Here is an 18,883-nt window from a genome sequence, read left to right as displayed (position 1 = left end):
GAGCTTCACAAGAATGAAAAAGTTGAAATTAGTCACAATGGGCACATTGTTAGCGCTTTCGCTAAGTGCTTGCAGCAGCTCAAACTCAGCAGATCCTGCCGCTTCCAAAACACCAAGTAGTCCTAGTGGGACAACCGCTGCCAAGGAAGAGCTTAAACCGGCTACATTTAGTTATTTCTTGTTTAATGCAGGGAAGAACATGAACACGAATGAAACCCCAATTGGGAAAGAGTTAGAGAAACAAACAGGTGTTAACTTTAAAGTGGAGAATCTCGTTGGCGAATCTAAGACGAAATCCGGTGTCATGATCGCTGGTAATGAGTTCCCAGATGTGGTGCAGCCTGAAGGAGAAATTGATAAGTTCATGGATGCTGGCGCATTCATTCCGCTTGATGAGTTAATTGAGAAATACGGTCCGAACATCAAGCGCGTATATGGTCCTTATTTTGACAAAATGAAGCAAAAGGATGGCAAGATTTATCACCTTCCATTCAGTGCGAATCAAGGCTTTGCTGCTAACCCTAACGTTGACCAAGGCGCATTCTGGATTCAACGCGGCGTACTGAAAGAGCTTGGTTATCCGAAGCTTACGACGCTTGATGAATACTTCAATGCCATTAAGACATATAAGGACAAGCATCCACAAGTGGATGGCAAGGATACGATCGGGTTCTCCGTCATGACGTATGACACGAACTTCTTCACGATCACGAACCCAGCATTCCATCTAGCTGGCTATCCGAATGACGGTGGTCTGCTGATCGATTTGAAAACACATGAAGCGAAAAGCAATGCCATCGACGAGGCGACTACGAAGCGTTGGGTGAAAAAGCTCAATGAAGTCAATACAGCAGGTCTGTTCGATAAAGAGTCCTTCACAATGAACAAAGATCAGTATTTAGCGAAATTGACTTCCGGTCGTGTACTCGGTTACTTCGCATATGACTGGCAAGTGGGCGATGCGCGCAATAACTTGGCGAAAGCTGGCGTAGATGACAAGCGTTACGTGGCACTTCCGATCGTGTTTGATAAAGGGATTAAGGACCAATACTTGGATCCACCTTCCTTCGTAAACAACCGTGGTATTTCCATTTCCAAAAGCGCGAAAGACCCAGTTCGCATCATCAAATTCTTTGACACGATGCTGACAGAAGACAATCAAATCCTTCAGCAATGGGGTATTAAAGGCCAAACGTATGAAGTGGACGACAAAGGCAAGTTCTTCCGTACAGATGAGGAAATTGCCAAAATTAAAGATCCTAAGTTCTATGAAGATTTCGGTTTGAAAATGTTTGCGTACAACTGGCCTCGTTATGGTAACTTCTCTATTGTAAAAGGAGACAATGCGTTCGATCCGAACAAGCAGCCTTCGGTTGCTGAGAAGAACTATACAGATGGTGATCGCGCACTTTTGAAAGCGTACAACGCGAAAGTCTTTACAGACATGTTTAGTAAGCCGGATGCTCGTCCGTGGTACCCTGCTTGGAGTATCAATAAAGGACAAGGCACGCCTGAACAAATTTTTGAGCAAAAAATGGGTGATCTTCAGAAGAAGGCTTATCCAGAAATGATTCTAGCTGCTGGTACAGACAAGTTTGAGAAAGCATGGAGTGACTATGTAGCTCAAGCAAGCAAGCTTGATATCAAAGGTTACGAAGCATTTGTAACGAAGGTTGTTAAAGACCGCGTTGCAGGTAACTGGGCGAAATAAGGTATAAGCATATGGAATAAGGGATGCAGGGCACTAGCGCGTATGATTTGGTGCCTTGCGTCCCTTCTAATTAGATAAAATGCATTAAGGAGTTGGTGATTTTCTATGGAGAGCCTTACAAAAGAATCCCTAACGGCCAGACCAATGCTATCCGAGAAATCAACAGGTTTAGCCTTATTTTTTCGTAAGCTAGGTAAACAAAAAGTATTGATGGCCATGTCGCTGCCTTTTCTCATTTGGTTATTTATTTTCAAATATGTACCGCTATGGGGCTGGTCCATGGCATTTCAAAAATATCGTCCTGCCAAAAAATTCTCGGAGCAAACGTGGGTTGGATTCGATCAATTTAAGTTCCTCTTTCAAGATGAGGGATTCCTTCGCGTCATGCGAAATACGTTAGCGATGAGCACGATTAATCTCGTATTAGGTTTTGTTACAGCGATTACCCTAGCTATTCTTCTCAATGAACTACGTAAAGTTATTTTCAAACGCTTTGTACAGACGATCAGTTATTTGCCCCACTTTATTTCCTGGGTTGTTGCTGCAAGTATCGTGTCCGGTGCCTTATCTACAGACGGTGGGATTATTAATGAAATTTTATTAAAATTACATGTCATTAGCGAACCTGTTTTATGGCTCGGTAAGGGTGAGTATTTCTGGGGAATTCTTGGTGCATCCGAGGTGTGGAAAAACGTCGGTTGGAACACCATTATTTATCTAGCTGCGATGACGACGATTGATCCGGCTCTGTATGAGTCGGCAGAAATGGATGGAGCCAACAGATTTCAGCGTATTGTGCATATCACGCTCCCAGGCATTAAACCGGTTATTATCATATTGCTAATTATGAATTTAGGTCACATTCTTGAGTCTGGCTTTGAACCGCAGTATTTACTCAAAAATGGGATGAACATAGATTATGCAGAAAATCTGGATATTTTCGTACTCAATTACGGAATCAACCTAGGCAATTTCTCATTGGCAACAGCAGCAGGCATTTTCAAGACCGTCGTTAGCTTTATCTTCTTGATCAGCGCGAATCAAATTGCCAAACGTGCCGGCGAAGCCAGATTGTTCTAACCGTTTATTTGGACCACTTCACAAGGAGGTATCAGCTATGGAAGCTTCACAACATACAAGCTCAGGCCGGCGGAATACGCACATAGGTGATCGCTTGTTCGATATTTGCAATATCATTTTTATGTTAGCTCTCGTTGTTGTTACGCTGTATCCCTTTGTTAATACGCTAGCCGTAGCGTTGAACGATGCGAATGACGCGGTCCGCGGAGGGATTTATCTATTTCCTAGAATGTGGACGTTCGATAATTTTAAATACGTGTTTAGCGAAGCCGCAATCGTGCATGCTTTCTTCATTTCGGTGCTGAGAACAGTGCTGGGTACGGTGGTTACGGTGTTCTGCTCGGCCATGGTAGCCTACACGATGTCTCGTCAAGAGTACGTGCTTCGCAAGTTCGTTACCGTTTCATTTATTTTCACGATGTATTTCAGCGGCGGATTAATTCCAGGGTACCTGCTCGTTCGGGACCTTGGCATGTTAGGGAGCTTCTGGGTGTATATCATTCCAGGAATGATCGGGGTATTCAACTTAATTATCATCCGTTCGTTTATTGAAGGACTTCCGGATGGGATTATGGAAGCGGCTCGTATTGATGGAGCGAATGATTTCTCAATGTTCATGCGGATTGTTCTTCCGCTGGTTGTTCCTGTATTGGCAACCGTTGCGCTATTTAGCGCAGTTGGTCAATGGAACTCTTGGTTTGACGTCTTCCTGTACAATTCATCGAATGAAAATTTGAGTACGCTGCAGTACGAGTTGATGAAAATATTGCAGAATACGAATACACAAACGTCGCAAACGGCAGCCGATATCTTTGCTAGCAGCGCGAACACGGGGGCAGCCACAGTGACGCCAACGTCGATCCGTTCTACCATGACCATCGTGGTGAGTCTTCCGATCATTATGGTGTATCCGTTCTTGCAGAAGTATTTTGTAAAAGGAATGACAGTTGGCGGTGTAAAAGGTTAATTATCAGAGAGCACTCAGGAGGCATTTCTTATGCAAAAGCAAGCGATGGGCGCATCAGCTACAGGCAGCAACCGCAATCTATTTGCGGAGTATGGGTATGCGGAAGCAGATATTCAAGATAAATTGCAGATTCTGTGGAACCAATTGTTCCACGGAGATGAAGATACGAGAATCTATTATGAAGCCGGTGAAACTGGCGGTTATTTATTGGATACAGGTAACTTGGATGTCCGTACAGAGGGTATGTCCTATGGCATGATGATGGCCGTCCAACTAAATCAGAAGGATGTATTTGATCGTATTTGGAAGTGGACATACACGAACATGTTGATGACTGAGGGTGATAATACGGGCTATTTTGCTTGGTCTTGCAACACGGATGGTTCTAAGCGATCGAACGGTCCGGCGCCAGATGGGGAAGAATACTTCGCTTTGTCTCTTTTCTTTGCCTCTCATCGCTGGGGTGATGGTGCAGCGCCTTATAACTACAGTGAGCAGGCACGCGATTTGCTTCGGACTTGTATTCACAAAGGAGAAGACGGCATAGGCCAGCCGATGTGGAATCCAGAGAACAAGTTGATCAAGTTTGTGCCAAACTGCGAATATTCGGATCCTTCGTATCATCTACCGCATTTCTATGAGCTGTTCGCGGAGTGGGCCTATGAAGAGGATCGGCTGTTCTGGTTGGAGGCTGCGGAAGCTAGCCGGGCCTATATGCAGATGGCGTGCCACCCAGAGACAGGCCTGGCACCGGAGTATGCGCATTACGACGGCACACCGAATGACGATCGCGGCTACGGCCACTTCTTTAGCGACTCCTATCGGGTTGCGGCGAATATCGGGCTGGACGCGGCTTGGTGCGGCGGTTCCAAGTGGCATGCGGATACAGCCAATCGGATTCAGAACTTTTTCGCAGATAAGTCGCCGGAGGACTATCGTCGGTATCAGATCGATGGCACACCTTTTGAGGAGAAAGCTCTGCATCCTGTTGGCCTCATAGCTACCAACGCGATGGCCTCGCTTGCGGTGCCAGATGGTGCTCATGCTAGAGCATGTGTGGAGCTATTCTGGCAGACACCGGTGCGTACAGGTGTAAGACGATATTACGATAATTGCTTGTATGCGTTTAGTATGCTTGCGCTGAGCGGGAATTTTAAGATTTGGCTGCCTGAGTAGGCTGCAAATAGGGAAACCATGAACGCTAGTCGTTTATGGTTTTTTGTTTGGGCTGCGGGTCGCCATACACCTAGGCAGGCAAGCCCCATCGTTGTCCAGCAATTTGCAGATCTGAAAACCGAGGGATAAACTAACCACCAGTTAACTAAACGCTACTCAACCACCAAGCAAACGAGCTTCCAAGCAAAGGCAACTCAACCCCCAACCAATCCAGCCCATGCCAAAGCAACTCACCACCCAAACCCACCAACCAATCAATCGAGCACCCAGCCAAAGCAACTCACCCACCAACCAACCAATCGAGCACCCAGCCAAAGCAACTCAACCCCCAAGCAAACGAGCTCCGAAGCTAAAGCAACTCAACCCCAACCAATCCAGCCCATGCCAACGCTCCCCCCACCATTTAACTGGAAAACCTACATCTAATTCATCCATTTCTAAGTGAATTTTATATTTAGCTGGAAATTATCCAGTTAATTTTGAGCATTCCTCCACTTTTTCGGCTTACTTATGAGAATAGCTGTACCTTTTCCAGTTATTTCGGAAAAAACAGAGAAACATACGGAATTACCTACATGTTTTCCATCTAAATCGTATATCCGACATAATGCGCACTAGCGGAATAAAGCTAGAGCACACACATCCACTTGTTCACAATTTAGACACATTTTTTTAATCTATTTTTCAGATTTGCTTAAGGTTGGTTTATTGTTCCACCCGTATAGTGATGATGAATAATACGAACGCATAGAAATGGGGGATCTTGGATGCTAGAGGTCAAACAAGTCAGCAAGCTGTACGGAAATGATCGCGGCGTGCATAACATCGACTTCTCGATGCAGCGCGGTGAAATCGTCGGCTTCTTAGGGCCGAATGGTGCTGGCAAAACAACGACGATGCGCATGATTACAGGTTACCTGAATCCAACGCATGGTCAAATATGGGTGGACGGTCACTCCATGTCCGACAATCCGAAGAAGGCGCGCCGCAAGATCGGCTACTTGCCTGAAACACCACCGCTGTACCCCGAGATGACGGTACAGTCTTACCTGCGCTTCATCGCCAACCTGCGCGATGTGCCTGCGCGCGAGCAAAAACTCCGTGTCGGCGAAGCCATCGACAAGCTTGGACTGCAAGGTCGCGAGAAGCAAATTATTCGCTCCCTCTCGAAGGGCTACAAGCAGCGCCTCGGACTCGCGCAAGCGATCCTACACCAACCGGATCTGCTTATTCTGGACGAGCCCACGTCGGGCCTCGATCCGAAGCAGATCATCGAGATCCGCCAGCTCATTCATGAGCTGGGCGAGAACCACACCGTGCTGCTGAGCACGCACATTTTGCCTGAAATTAACGCGATTTGTAACCGCGTTCTTATTATTAACCAAGGCCGCGTCGTCCTCGACGAGCGCCCCGAGCATCTCGGCCGCACGATGGGCGAGACGTTCGAGGTATCGCTCGAGGTCAAGGGACCTCGCGAGCGGATCTTGACCGAACTGCGCAGTCTGCCGTCCGTCGGCGAAGTGAAAGAAGTCGACGTACCGGAAGCGGGCACAGCAGCACCAGCGGCGTCTGCCCTTGAATCTTTGGAATCCGCGGAGTCTGCTACAGACGAAGCAACCGATGTTCCCGCAGTTGCTCTTTCATCCGCATCAGCCGAGTCCGTCAAACTCCTCGTCACCTCCGCAGATCGTGCGGAAGACATTCGCGAAGCAGTATTTTTCCGTCTCGCTAGCGCTGGCTTACCGATTCTAGCGATGAAGCGGGAAAGCCTTAGCCTAGAGGATATCTTCCTCAAGCTGACGACCGACGAGCCAGTAGCGCCTGAACTTGTACCAACCGAGGAGGGTGACACCGATGCGTAGAATTTGGGCGATTTGCTCCAAAGAACTGCAAATGTATTTCTTCTCGCCAGTTGCGTATGTGGCGTTTGCCTTCTATGTGCTGTTGTCGAGCTTCTTCTTTTACGTGAATTTCGTGGCTGGACAGCCGCCAATCGTGGACGCGCGCTCCATCGTGGGCAATACCACGTTCATCTACCTTTTCATCATCCCACTACTAACGATGCGTCTTGTTGCAGATGAGTTTCGTCAGGGTACGGACGAGTTGCTTCTGACATCACCTGCCGGTATCAGCGAAATCGTGCTGGGTAAATATCTATCCGCTCTAATCGTGCAAGTAGGCCTAGTGGCGATCTCCCTTGTATATCCGCTCATTATGTCCTCTTTCGGTACATTGGATATGCCTGTCACGTGGTTATCGTACCTCAGCATGTTCCTATTAGGCTGCGCGATGATGGCCATTGGCTTGTTTGCATCCAGCTTGTCGAATAACCAGATGGTTGCGGGGATTACAGGCTTTGTTATTTTGCTGTTGCTGTGGCTATTGGATTGGGTTAGCAGCTCTATGACGGGTAAATTGAAGGATTACGTAGGTCAATTCTCATTGACTGGTCACTTGGGCAACCTCCAAAAAGGCGTTTTCCACGGCGGCGACATCCTCTTTTACATCACATTAACAGCCGTGTTCCTGGTTCTTTGTATACAAGTCCTTGAAAGAAAGCGTTGGAGGTGAGCGGAATGAATAAGTGGATACGGGGAACTAATGCGACGGTTCTATCAATCGCGGTTATCGGCATTTTCATTATTCTGACAATCTTCCTTCACTCGCTTAAGGGCTTCCAGGTCGATTTGACGAAAAATAAAAATTTCACGCTCTCAGAGCAAACAACCGCTGCACTCAAAAATCTCAATCAAGATATCCACGTTATCGCCTTCACGAATAGTGGGGACGGCAACGATTTTGTAACGCGTCAAGTCACGGATATGGTGGCTGAGTACAAAAAGCAAAGCAGTAAAATTACGTACGATGAGTACGATATGCTGAAGCAGCCTTCTATGGCGAAGCAGTACGGGGTGGACCAAGGCGGAACGATTATTTTCGAAATTGGCACCAAAAAGCAAAACATCAATTTCTATGAACTGTTCGTGGGACAACAGGATGGTTCCTACACATTCTCAGGTGAAGAGAAATTTACACAAGCGATTCAAAGCCTGACATCCACGGAGAAACATACGGTTTACTTACTGTCAGGTCATCAAGAGTATCCGGCGTCTGCAATGAGTATTTTCAAAAGCAGCCTAGCTGCTGCCAACTATGACGTGAAAGATCTGAATCTTTACGTGGAAGGCAAAATCCCGGATGATGCACAAATGCTCATGCTTTTAGGGCCAACTAACGATTTGAACGACAAAGAAGCAGAGCTCATTCAGACCTATTTGAAGGGTAAAGGTAAAATTTATATCGCGCTGGGCTTCAATAAGGATATGACGACGAAGTGGAAAAATATCGATGCCATCATGAAAACCTACGGTGTTCAGGATCAGCACGCGATTGCGATTGAAACGAAACAAACGTCGTTGTATGACCCGTTAACGATCATTCCAGAGTACGGTTCACACGATATTACGAACAAATTGTCCAGCAATAATTTGATTACCATGCTCTCCTTGGCTGTTAGCTTGAATGCGGATGAAAGTGCGCCGGATTACACCAAATCATTGTTGTTAACAACAACGGATAAAGCTTACGGTGAAACGGACATTAACCTGCTTGCACAGAACAAGACGAAGCAGGATGCAACCGATGTTAAGGGTCCGCTGAACTTGGGTTACGCCATCTCAGACAAAGATAACAAGCCGAAAGCTGTTATTCTAGGTGGTTCTACATTCGTGTTGGATGAAGATATTCAGAATCAAGGAAATAAGGACTTTGCTCTGAACAGTATTGGCTGGCTGCAAGAACAGAAAGATCAAATTACGATCCGTCCACGACAAGGGGATGCGTATCAACAGGCAATGATTACACCTAGCCAAGCGAATACGATTTTCCTCATCACCATCGTGTTCTTACCACTCTTGTTCCTTGTAATTGGCGGCTTGATCTGGTGGAGGAGGAGAAGAGGATGAAACGGTTTATTCCAACCATTCTGTTAGTCGTCATTTGCATCGGTGGCTTCTGGTTCGCCTCAAGCAAAGACTTCTTTCAAGAGAAGAAAGATGAACCCAAGTCCCTTCTAATCCTGAAACAAGAAGATGTGAAGGCTGTCACCGTGAAAACGGAGGAGGAGCAGATTGAATTAAGCCGCACGACCACTGGTTGGGATATGCAAAAGCCAGCGGCTGCGCCGATCAATTCGAATCAAGTTGACTCATGGTTAGATATGTTAGGTCTGGTAACGTCGACTAAGCTTGTAGAGGATCAAGCAACGAATCTAGCCGAATATGGCTTAGATAAACCAGTGGGCACCTATGAAGTCACCTTGAAGGACGGTTCCAAACAGGGCTTGCTCGTAGGGACTGCATTGCCGATCGAAGGCTTCTCTTACGTACAAGTGGAAGGCTCATCTGCCGTGTATCAAGTCAGCGATCAATCGTTGACATCGCTGAACAAAACGCCGGTCGACTTTGCCGACACAAGTCCTATTCATCAAGAGAACGACAAGGTACAAAGTGTCAAGTTGACATGGAAGGGTCAGTCATGGACGCTTTCTAAGATAGATAAAGATAAAGTCGCTGCGGACGCAAGCTGGAAGCTTGGGGATAAAGAGATGAAGGGTACGGAGGCAAGTCCGCTGCTCGATCAATTAATCTTCCTGCATACTGGCGAATTACCGCAAGCGGCAGCTCAGAAACCGACCACAGGTGGAGAGCTTAAATTGGAGATTGCCATGACGGTAGACGGGAAAGACGTTACCGATGTTTATGAGGGTAAATTGAGTGGAGAACAAGTGTGGTTAGCCAAGCAGGGTGGGCAGTGGGCCTACTCGCTGGCAGCCGAGGATATTCAAAAACTAGCAGATGCGTATGCGGGCAAAACCGCTCAGCCTGCTTCCTAATCGAAAGCTGCTTCCTACAGGGAATAAACTGTGGCGAAGCAGTTTTTTTGTTCATGTATGCTCCGGTGGTCGCAGACAACTCACCTAACACTTTAGGAAGTCCAGCGCCTCCAGCGCCCTGACTCCTTTAACTCTCTATCTTCTCCAGCGCCCTAACTCCTTCAACTCTCCATCTTCTCCAGCGCCCTAACTCCTCTAACTCCTCCATCTCCTCTCCTAGATCACCCTCTAGCCATTCCTCCTCCTATGCCCACTGGATAAATCCAGTGAAATCCCCATTCCAGACCTGAAAATGAGACTTTCATTGGATAAATCCAGTAAAATCTTAGATTTCACCATAGAAATTGCCCTTTTTAGTGGAAAAGTCCAATGGAATGTTCTGTTTTTGCCTAAGAAAGTGAAAAACACTGGATATATCCAGTGGTAGCGACATATTCACCAACCTAGCTTGAAGTGGTGAAGCAGTTTTTTTGTTCATCCGACATAAAACGGCATTTTTTGGGAAAAATAAAAGAGAGGAAAGGAGGTCACATGCACATGTATAACACGCAAGAGAACCAAGCTATTTCAGGTAAAGAACTTTCGTATCTAACGGATACATTCAAGAATGAAGAATTGTTAGCGAAGCTTTGTGTACAAGGCGCGGTGAACAGCCAAAGTCAGTCCTTGAAGCAAACCTTGTCTCACCTATCGCAAGAGCGTTTGCAAAATATGAGTATCCTAATCAATGCCCTGCAACAACAATCCGGAATGACCCACTAATTCGAACCCACAAGGAGGTGCAAGACGCATGTATCAGCAAAATTCTCAACAACAGCACCAACAACAGCAAGTCGACTTAGAAGATTTAGACTTTGCCAACTTCGTCCTGTCTGAATTGAAGCGCAGTGCACGTGAATACACAACGGCTGCCTTGGAAGCTGCTAACCCTGGCATTCGACAGACTTTCGAAACCTTATTACAAAAAACATTAGATGACCAAGCGCTTGTTTTTCAAGAAATTCAGAGTCTTGGCGGTTATCAGATTCAACAGGCTGAGCAGCAGATGATTGAGCAAGAGATTCAGAAGCAGAGTCAGACGGCGTTACAAGTACAATCCATCGTCCAGCAGCATGTGAGCAGAGCGGCGTCAGCAAGCTTTGATCAGCAAGATCGGAGTTCGGAGTCATCGGCACAGTCTCAGCAGCATCAGTCGTACGCACAATCACAGCCGCAATCACAATCACAACAGCATCAATCGTACCAAACACAGTCCCATCAGTCCGAACAGTCATACCAGCAAAGACAGCCATACAGTCAGCAACAAGGACAAACAAATCAACAGCAGAACCAAGTTGCGGCACTGCACCAAGCGCCAACGCCAACGGCAGCACCTACACCTTCGTTCCAGCCAGTGAATTATGCTAACCAGTATCCGAATGCGGTATACAATAATCAACAAGGTCGAGGCCAAGGATATACACCTAGTCAGTCTCAGCAACAGTCCTCTTCTTATAACCAAACTCCAACAAGGAGCTACCAAGATCCCAGCCATGATCAGTCAAGCTACGGTCGTGGATCTCAGGGATATGCTGCTTCTTCCAACCATACGAATGAGAACACAGGTATAACGGGGACAGGCAGAGGTGCGCAAGCACGTATTGTTTCCCGTACACAGCAAGGCATGCCATCGCCCGGTTCCGAAGGGAACTCCTACACGAATAGGTCACAAGAAGGTACGAAATATAACTTCTAAGCAAGTGTAATCACGAGTAGATCGTTTCCAGATAATCAGACATCCAGTCCTCCTCGGGCAGGGTGTCTTTTTTTTCTTCCTCTAATTTGTCCCACTATTTTTCTAATTCAGGAATGAGTACGGCTTGGCACACATATATAAGGAACATAGGATGTCCAAACTTAGGAAAAAGGGAGCTTAAGCTGATGAAAAAAACATGGGTATATGGTGCGGCTACTTTAGTGGTACTGGGAGCATTAACAACGGCGTGCGGTTCCAAAGATGAGGTCATCCCGTCCGTAGCAACAGGGACGAAGGATGCGGGTACGACGACAACGGTTCAAGTGAAGACGGAGACGGGAACAGGAACGAAGGCGTCTACGACGAGTGCTAAGCCTGCGATAGATGCCAGCTACAAAGTAGATGGGAAGAATGTCACGATTACGTACCAAACGTCCAATTTTAAATTATCAGAAGAAGACATGAATAAAGCCAATGTACTGGGAGAAGGACATCTCCACTTGTATGTGGATGGTAAGCAGAAGGCGATGATCGGCAAGACAGGCCCATTAACCCTCACGAATTTAACAACAGGTGCCCATGAAATTAAACTTGAGCTTCAGCAAAATGACCACAAAGAAATCAATGTAGAGAAAATTCTCAACATCGTCGTGAAATAACGAACATTTGTGCGTATTTGGGCGCAAATGTAGCTTCGACGAAGATCGGATACGTTCAGTTGCATATTCCTTTAAAAGACGGGCGATTAGCCCGTCTTTTGTCATTTGACACACCAGAATGCGTAGCATAGACTGTTGATAGTATGGCAGAACTGCCGCCTAATCGGAGGGAAACAATTGATCGTCGATATACGTAAGTGGAAACATGTATTTAAGCTCGACCCAGACCGGGACATCTCAGATGAGGCACTGGATCGGCTCTGTTTATCGGGTACAGATGCGATTCTCGTAGGTGGCTCCTCCGGAGTGACGTTCGATAATACGGTAGATCTTCTATCGCGAATCCGTCAATATGAGGTTCCTGTTGTCTTAGAGATTTCGAATCAGGAAGCGATCGTACCGGGATTTGACCTCTTCTTGATCCCCGTTGTGCTGAATGCAGATGATCCGAAATGGATCGTCGGGCAACATCATGAGGCGCTCAAGGAGTACGGCGCATTACTGAATTGGGATGAGATCGTAGCCGAAGGCTACATTATATTGAATAAAGAAGCGACGGCAGCCCAGCTGACCTCAGCGCGTACCGACTTGGATGTGAAGGACGTAGCAGCTTATGCGCGTATGGCGGACAAGCTTTTTCACATGTCGATTGTGTATTTGGAATACAGTGGCACCTTCGGAGATATGGAGCTCGTCCGTCGGACGCGGCAGGTGCTCGAGAATGCCCGTTTATTGTATGGCGGCGGGATTGACTCGCTAGAGAAAGCGCAACTAGCAGCCGAAGCGGCAGATACCATTGTGGTCGGCAACATTATATATAGTGACTTGGAGCAGGCGCTTCAGACCGTGCATGCGAACTTTGATAGAAATGGAAGGTAACTCTAACGTGAATGAAACTGTCAATATTTTAGAAGCTGTCAAAAAGTTGAACCCCCAACAGCGCAAAGCTGTAGAAGCCGTGGACGGCCCTCTTTTAATTATGGCTGGAGCGGGAAGCGGTAAGACGCGTGTGCTCACGCATCGGATCGCCTACCTGATTGGCACGCGTAAAGCGGCGCCGTGGAACATTTTAGCGCTAACCTTTACGAACAAAGCAGCGCGCGAAATGCAGGATCGTGTAGGCAAGCTGGTAGGTGGCAGTGGAAGCGACATTTGGGTATCCACGTTTCACTCCATGTGTGTGCGCATGCTGCGCAAAGACATCAATCGGATCGGCTTTTCCTCGAACTTTACGATTCTAGATTCTGGTGACCAACTATCTGTTATCAAAACCTGCTGCAAAGAACTCAACATTGATACGAAGAAATACGAGCCCAAAACATTCCAAGCAGCCATCTCCACAGCCAAAAACGAACTTATCTCTCCTAAACAATTTGAAGACAAAATCGGTGATTACTTCGACGGGTTGACCTCGAAAATTTATACCCTGTATCAGAAGAAGCTAAGAGCCAACAACTCCTTGGATTTCGACGATTTGATTATGGCAACCATTCATTTATTTAAAGAAGTGCCAGAGGTGCTGGAATTTTATCAAAACAAATTTCAATATATTCATGTCGATGAGTATCAGGATACGAACAGAGCGCAATATATGCTGTGTCAGATGATCGCGTCCAAACATAAACGCATTTGCGTCGTCGGGGACAGTGACCAGTCCATTTATCGTTGGCGCGGAGCAGATATTAGCAATATCCTCAATTTCGAACAGGATTACCCGGATGCAACGGCGATCCTCTTGGAGCAGAATTATCGCTCGACTTCGAATATTTTGCAGGCTGCGAATAAAGTCATTGCGAACAACACAGGTCGTAAGCCGAAAAACCTTTGGACAGATAAAGAAGGCGGCGTTGGGATTAAGTTGTACCAAGCGGATACCGAGTATGAAGAAGGTTACTTCGTTACGAATGAAATCAATAAGAATAAGTCGAATGGCAAAAGATTTGGCGATCATGCGATCCTATACCGTACGAATGCTCAGTCCCGGGTCATCGAGGAAATTTTGATTAAATCGGATATCGCCTACACCATCGTCGGTGGGGTTAAGTTCTATGATCGTAAAGAGATTAAGGATATTTTGGCTTACTTGAGACTCATCTCCAACCCGAACGATGATATTTCCTTGAACCGAATCGTGAACGTGCCGAAAAGGGGCGTTGGCGGTACGACGTTGGATAAAGTGGCGGAAATGGCTGGACGTAGAGGGATTTCTCTATTTGCCATGTTGGAGGAAGTTGATTCTTTAGAGATCAACACGAAGGCGAAGCATGCTCTTGCGGATTTCCGCGAAATGGTTGATAACCTCAATCGCATGGTGGACTACCTGTCCGTAACCGAGCTTACTGAGAAAATTCTTGAAATGTCTCAGTACCGTTTAGAAATGCAACGCGAGAACACAATTGAATCCAAGGCTCGCCTCGAAAATATTGAAGAGTTCCTGTCCGTGACCATGGACTTTGAGAAGCGTAATGAGGACAAATCCCTCATTTCCTTCCTCACAGACCTAGCGTTGATTGCGGATATTGATACGCTAGATAAAGATAAACCCGAAGAAGAGCAGGACGCTGTCGTCCTCATGACGATGCACAGCGCCAAAGGGCTGGAGTTCCCGGTTGTATTCATCATCGGGATGGAAGAAGGCGTCTTCCCGCACAGCCGTGCATTCGCCGACAACGAAGAGCTCGAAGAGGAGCGCCGTCTAGCCTATGTGGGCATCACGCGCGCCGAGCAAGAGCTGTTCCTCACGTGCGCGCGCATGCGCACGCTCTTCGGCCGCACCGCGGCGAACGCGCCGTCGCGATTCCTTCAGGAGATTCCGAAGGAGCTCCTGGAACCCGTTTCCGCTGGCGGCTCCAGCGGAGGCTTCTCACGAGGCGGCCGCTCCAGCGGCACCTCGTCTTGGGGTGGCAGCGGCAGTGCCGCTGCATCGAGCCGTGGCACGACCACCGGCTCGTCAGCCTGGGGCACACCGTCCTCCTTCGGGGGACGGGCAAGCACGGGCACTACCGCTGGTGCAGCGGCTGCGCCAAGCCCTGCGGCCGCGTCGAGACCGGCTGCGTTCCGGGCTCCACAGCCTGCCGCAGGCGGCGCGGTGCCGGACTACAGAGCCAGCGACAAGGTGTCGCATGGCAAATGGGGCGTCGGCACCGTCGTGTCCGTGAAGGGCTCGGGTGATGACACCGAGCTGCAAATTGCTTTCCCGGCGCCTGTTGGCTTGAAGCGCCTGCTCGCGAAGTTCGCTCCAATCACGAAAGTGTAGGAGCGCTCTTCCTTGCCCTGTCTTACCCTTGTCACACACATATTCTCATTGAGAGAGGAAGTCCGCCATGACCGATAAACTCGCGGCAATGAAAACCCTCATCCAAGAAATCAACAAGCATAACCATAATTACTATACGCTGGATCAGCCCACGATTTCGGATGCAGAATGGGACGCACTTTATGATAAATTGTCCGAGTTGGAGAAGGAGACAGGGGTTACCCTGCCTTCCTCCCCTACCCATCGGGTAGGTGGGGACATCCTCAAAGGCTTTGAACCGCACCGTCATTTAGCACGTCTCTGGAGCCTGGACAAAGCGCAAAACGCCGAGGATTTAGCAACTTGGCATGCACGCGTGCTTAAGCTGATCGCCGATTACAATAGCAAGAACCCTGAGACACCGCTGCCAGACCCGACTTACGTGGTCGAGCTGAAGTTTGATGGGCTTACACTAAACCTAACCTATGAGCAGGGGCAGCTGGTCCAAGCCTCTACGCGGGGGAACGGTACGGTTGGCGAGGGTATTTTGGCCCAAGTCAAAACAATCAAATCGATCCCGTTAGAGATTCCCTACGATCAAGGGACGATTGAAGTACAAGGCGAGGGCGTCATGTTCCTGTCTGTCCTAGAAGCTTACAATCAGACGGCCGCAGAGCCGCTCAAAAACGCTCGAAACGCCGCAGCAGGTGCCCTGCGTAATCAGAACCCCAAACTAACCGCAGAGCGCAAGCTGAACGCTTTCTTCTATAATGTGGGCTACTCGAGTGACCTTCAATTTGAAAATCATGCTGATATGGTTCAGTTCTTGCGGGATAACCTGTTCAAAATCAGTAACCGCACGCGGTACTTCTCCACCATCGAAGAGGTCAGTTCGGAGCTCGAACGCATCGCGGAGGAGCGGTCCAGCTTTGATTTCCTCATTGATGGAAGCGTGGTGAAGCTGACGGATATGCGCACAAGGGAAGTATTCGGCTATACGGAGAAATTCCCGCGCTGGGCGATTGCTTACAAGTTTGAAGCCGAAGAAGCGACGACAATCCTGCAAAGTGTTTCTTGGGAAGTCGGCCGCACGGGTAAAATCACACCTCTAGCCCGCGTAGAAGCCGTTGATCTCGCAGGCGTGACGGTGCAGAACTGTACGCTCAACAATGTCGGGGACATTGAGCGCAAGAACCTCAAACACGCCCTCGGCAGCCTCGTTTACATTCGCCGATCGAATGACGTCATTCCAGAGATTCTCGGCAAGGTCACCGAGGAGAATGATGGCGAGGAGATCGTGGCTCCGACGCATTGCCCGTCCTGCGGCAGTGAACTGGAGATGCGTGGTGCGCATCTCTTCTGCCTCAACCGTCTCGGCTGCAGTCCGCAGCTCGTCGGCCGGATGGCGCATTTTGCTTCGCGCGATGCGATGGACATTGAATTTTTCAGCGAGATGACCGCTTCACAACTGCATCAAGAGCTGGATGTCCGCGATCCTGCGGATCTGTACACCTTGCAATTTGACGATCTCGTTAAGCTCGATCGCTTCGGTGAGAAGAAGGCGCGCAACCTACTCGGCGCCCTTGATAAGAGCAAGTCCCGCGATCTCGCGTCTTTCTTGTATGCACTTGGCATCCCGAACTCGGGCAAAACCACCACGAAAGTGCTAGCCGATCACTATCGCAGCCTTTCGCGCATCATGGAAGCAACGACAGAGGAACTGATCACCCTTCCAGATGTTGGTGGTATCGTTGCGGAGAGCATTCACTCTTTCTTCCGTGACCCTGTGATGGTATCCAGCATTGAGCGGATGCTAGCCGCAGGCGTGAACCCCGTTGCAGAGGAAGCCCCGGTCATCGTGGCCAGCGAAGATAACCCATTCTTCGGCAAAACGATCGTCCTTACAGGAACACTTTCCTCGATGGGACGGGACGAATGTGCGAAGAAGCTCGAAGCCAGAGGTGCTAAGATCACCGGCAGTGTCTCCAAAAAGACAGACATCGTGATCGCAGGCGAAAGCGCAGGCAGCAAGCTGACCAAAGCGCAGGAGCTAGGCATTCGAATCATTGAAGATGAGCAGGAGCTTTTGCAACTGCTAGGTGAAGTTTAATCAATATAGAAGAGAGGTGACGGCGCCATGCCGAAAACGACCCTGCATATCGTCAACGGAGACGCATTTGGCGATAAGCTGCGAGCATCTGGTATCAATGGTGAGATTTTGGTATGGCGCGAGTCGCTCTATGAGGGACCTATCGGCATGCAGATGTCAGATAGTGCCCTTTTATCTATGAGAGCATCTTATATGAATAACCGTTACGGTATTCCCGAGGACACTTTTAAATCGCAGACCATACAGCAGGAAGCGAAGCTAGATACCCTTACGGATGTGGACGAGGTTGTCCTGTGGTTCGAACATGATTTATATGATCAATTGATGCTCTGTTATTTGCTTTCAAGAATCGATGACTCACCTGGCCGTTCCTTCCAACTTTCGTTGATCTGCATTGATGGCTTCCCTGGCATAGACCCTTTCTATGGCTTGGGGCAATTAACCGTTGATCAAATTCTACATCTGCATGACACTTGGTTGCCTGTGAGCGAAAATCAGCATTCCCTTGCCTGCAAGGTCTGGACAGCCTATTCGGCTTCCGAGCCTTTGCTTATGGCTACGTTATTGAAAGAAGACTTATCAGCACTCCCTTTTCTTAAAAAGGCCTTAGAGGCCCATACAACTCGATTTCCTTCCATGCAAAATGGCTTGTCCGCCATTCAGCAGCTGACACTTGAGCTGTTAGTGGATGACGAGGTGTCCGTATTGTCCTTATTTCAAACCATATCTGAGCAAGCCATCCACTATGGCTTAGGAGATCTGCAATTCTTTGGCATCCTGAATGGGCTGTGGCATTGCGAACATCCCCTTATCCAAGTCCTCGGTGGTGATAGGCTGCCAAGGTACAATGAAGCATGGCCGCCGCAATTTGAAAATTACGGAGTAAAGGTAACAGAAGTGGGTAAACTTATTCTTACGTGTAAGCAGGATCATATCTTTCTGAACGGGATCGATGACTGGATCGGTGGCGTACATTTGCTTGGTAGGAAGGATGTTTGGCGCCGAAATGCATTAACTACAGGGTTTGCTAAGCTGTAAGATAATGGATTTTAAAAGATGCTTGCATTTCATTTTGAAACCTGATAATATATGTTCTTGTCACCGCAAGAGCGATACATTAACGCTTTAAACGGTAGCGCAATAAAGCTCTTTGAAAACTGAACAAATGAATGAAGCATATCAGCAAATTCAGTCACGTAAGTGACTACAATTGAGATTGCAAAATCTCGCTAGCAAGTCAATGAGCATTTCAGCTTTTCTATTATGGAGAGTTTGATCCTGGCTCAGGACGAACGCTGGCGGCGTGCCTAATACAT

At 47.9% G+C, this 18,883-nt stretch carries 16 protein-coding genes; 15 read left to right on the top strand and 1 reads right to left on the bottom strand.

Going from position 1 to position 18,883, the window contains the following annotated elements; genetic code table 11:
- The first annotated feature begins 13 nt into the window (after positions 1 to 13).
- From ASL11_RS06640 to ASL11_RS06625, 4 genes are all read left to right on the top strand, one after another.
- Entirely contained in the window at positions 14 to 1,711 is a 1,698-nt protein-coding gene (locus ASL11_RS06640) for an ABC transporter substrate-binding protein (RefSeq protein WP_056611405.1), read from the top strand.
- Between the two features lie 144 nt (positions 1,712 to 1,855).
- A complete protein-coding gene (locus ASL11_RS06635; protein WP_235550406.1) occupies positions 1,856 to 2,791 on the top strand; it encodes an ABC transporter permease in 936 nt (311 codons plus the stop codon).
- A gap of 37 nt (positions 2,792 to 2,828) precedes the next feature.
- Complete coding sequence (locus tag ASL11_RS06630; protein WP_056611399.1) at positions 2,829 to 3,758, top strand: carbohydrate ABC transporter permease; 930 nt, start codon at positions 2,829 to 2,831, stop codon at positions 3,756 to 3,758.
- A gap of 30 nt (positions 3,759 to 3,788) precedes the next feature.
- On the top strand, positions 3,789 to 4,934 hold the full coding sequence (locus ASL11_RS06625; RefSeq protein WP_056611396.1) for a glycosyl hydrolase family 8: 1,146 nt from the start codon (positions 3,789 to 3,791) through the stop codon (positions 4,932 to 4,934).
- A gap of 156 nt (positions 4,935 to 5,090) precedes the next feature.
- Here ASL11_RS06625 and ASL11_RS36315 read toward each other — a convergent pair whose 3' ends face one another.
- Positions 5,091 to 5,249 (bottom strand): hypothetical protein, encoded by a 159-nt coding sequence (locus ASL11_RS36315; RefSeq protein ID WP_157256836.1) that lies wholly within the window; start codon positions 5,247 to 5,249, stop codon positions 5,091 to 5,093.
- 452 nt (positions 5,250 to 5,701) lie between these two features.
- Here ASL11_RS36315 and ASL11_RS06620 point away from each other — a divergent pair, with 452 nt between their 5' ends.
- From ASL11_RS06620 to ASL11_RS06570, 11 genes are all read left to right on the top strand, one after another.
- Positions 5,702 to 6,796 carry an ABC transporter ATP-binding protein gene (locus ASL11_RS06620; RefSeq protein ID WP_056611393.1) on the top strand — a complete coding sequence of 365 codons (1,095 nt, stop codon included), beginning with the start codon at positions 5,702 to 5,704 and terminating at the stop codon, positions 6,794 to 6,796.
- Positions 6,789 to 7,505: an ABC transporter permease gene (locus tag ASL11_RS06615; RefSeq protein WP_056611390.1), complete on the top strand. Its 717-nt coding sequence runs from the start codon at positions 6,789 to 6,791 to the stop codon at positions 7,503 to 7,505. Before ASL11_RS06620 ends, ASL11_RS06615 begins: the two co-directional genes overlap by 8 nt.
- Positions 7,506 to 7,510: 5 nt before the next feature.
- Complete coding sequence (locus ASL11_RS06610) at positions 7,511 to 8,899, top strand: GldG family protein (RefSeq protein WP_056611386.1); 1,389 nt, start codon at positions 7,511 to 7,513, stop codon at positions 8,897 to 8,899.
- Positions 8,896 to 9,828, top strand: a complete 933-nt coding sequence (locus ASL11_RS06605) for a DUF4340 domain-containing protein (protein ID WP_056611382.1) — start codon at positions 8,896 to 8,898, stop codon at positions 9,826 to 9,828. Before ASL11_RS06610 ends, ASL11_RS06605 begins: the two co-directional genes overlap by 4 nt.
- Positions 9,829 to 10,365: 537 nt before the next feature.
- Complete coding sequence (locus ASL11_RS06600; protein ID WP_056611378.1) at positions 10,366 to 10,590, top strand: hypothetical protein; 225 nt, start codon at positions 10,366 to 10,368, stop codon at positions 10,588 to 10,590.
- A 28-nt stretch (positions 10,591 to 10,618) separates the two neighbouring features.
- On the top strand, positions 10,619 to 11,563 hold the full coding sequence (locus tag ASL11_RS06595) for a spore coat protein (protein ID WP_056611375.1): 945 nt from the start codon (positions 10,619 to 10,621) through the stop codon (positions 11,561 to 11,563).
- A gap of 185 nt (positions 11,564 to 11,748) precedes the next feature.
- On the top strand, positions 11,749 to 12,222 hold the full coding sequence (locus tag ASL11_RS06590; RefSeq protein ID WP_056611372.1) for a DUF6130 family protein: 474 nt from the start codon (positions 11,749 to 11,751) through the stop codon (positions 12,220 to 12,222).
- 177 nt (positions 12,223 to 12,399) lie between these two features.
- Positions 12,400 to 13,101 (top strand): heptaprenylglyceryl phosphate synthase, encoded by a 702-nt coding sequence (locus ASL11_RS06585; protein WP_056611370.1) that lies wholly within the window; start codon positions 12,400 to 12,402, stop codon positions 13,099 to 13,101.
- A 7-nt stretch (positions 13,102 to 13,108) separates the two neighbouring features.
- A complete protein-coding gene (gene pcrA, locus ASL11_RS06580) occupies positions 13,109 to 15,478 on the top strand; it encodes a DNA helicase PcrA (protein WP_235550404.1) in 2,370 nt (789 codons plus the stop codon).
- 67 nt (positions 15,479 to 15,545) lie between these two features.
- Positions 15,546 to 17,567: an NAD-dependent DNA ligase LigA gene (gene ligA / locus ASL11_RS06575; protein ID WP_056611363.1), complete on the top strand. Its 2,022-nt coding sequence runs from the start codon at positions 15,546 to 15,548 to the stop codon at positions 17,565 to 17,567.
- A 27-nt stretch (positions 17,568 to 17,594) separates the two neighbouring features.
- A complete protein-coding gene (locus tag ASL11_RS06570; protein WP_056611359.1) occupies positions 17,595 to 18,605 on the top strand; it encodes a DUF1835 domain-containing protein in 1,011 nt (336 codons plus the stop codon).
- The last annotated feature ends 278 nt before the right edge of the window (positions 18,606 to 18,883 follow it).

Origin of the sequence: Paenibacillus sp. Soil750, from assembly GCF_001428045.1 — a bacterium.
In the GTDB taxonomy this organism is placed as follows: Bacteria; Bacillota; Bacilli; order Paenibacillales; family NBRC-103111; genus Paenibacillus_E; species Paenibacillus_E allorhizoplanae.
Note: the sequence above shows the minus strand (reverse complement) of the source record. Positions and strands in the feature narration are given on the sequence as shown.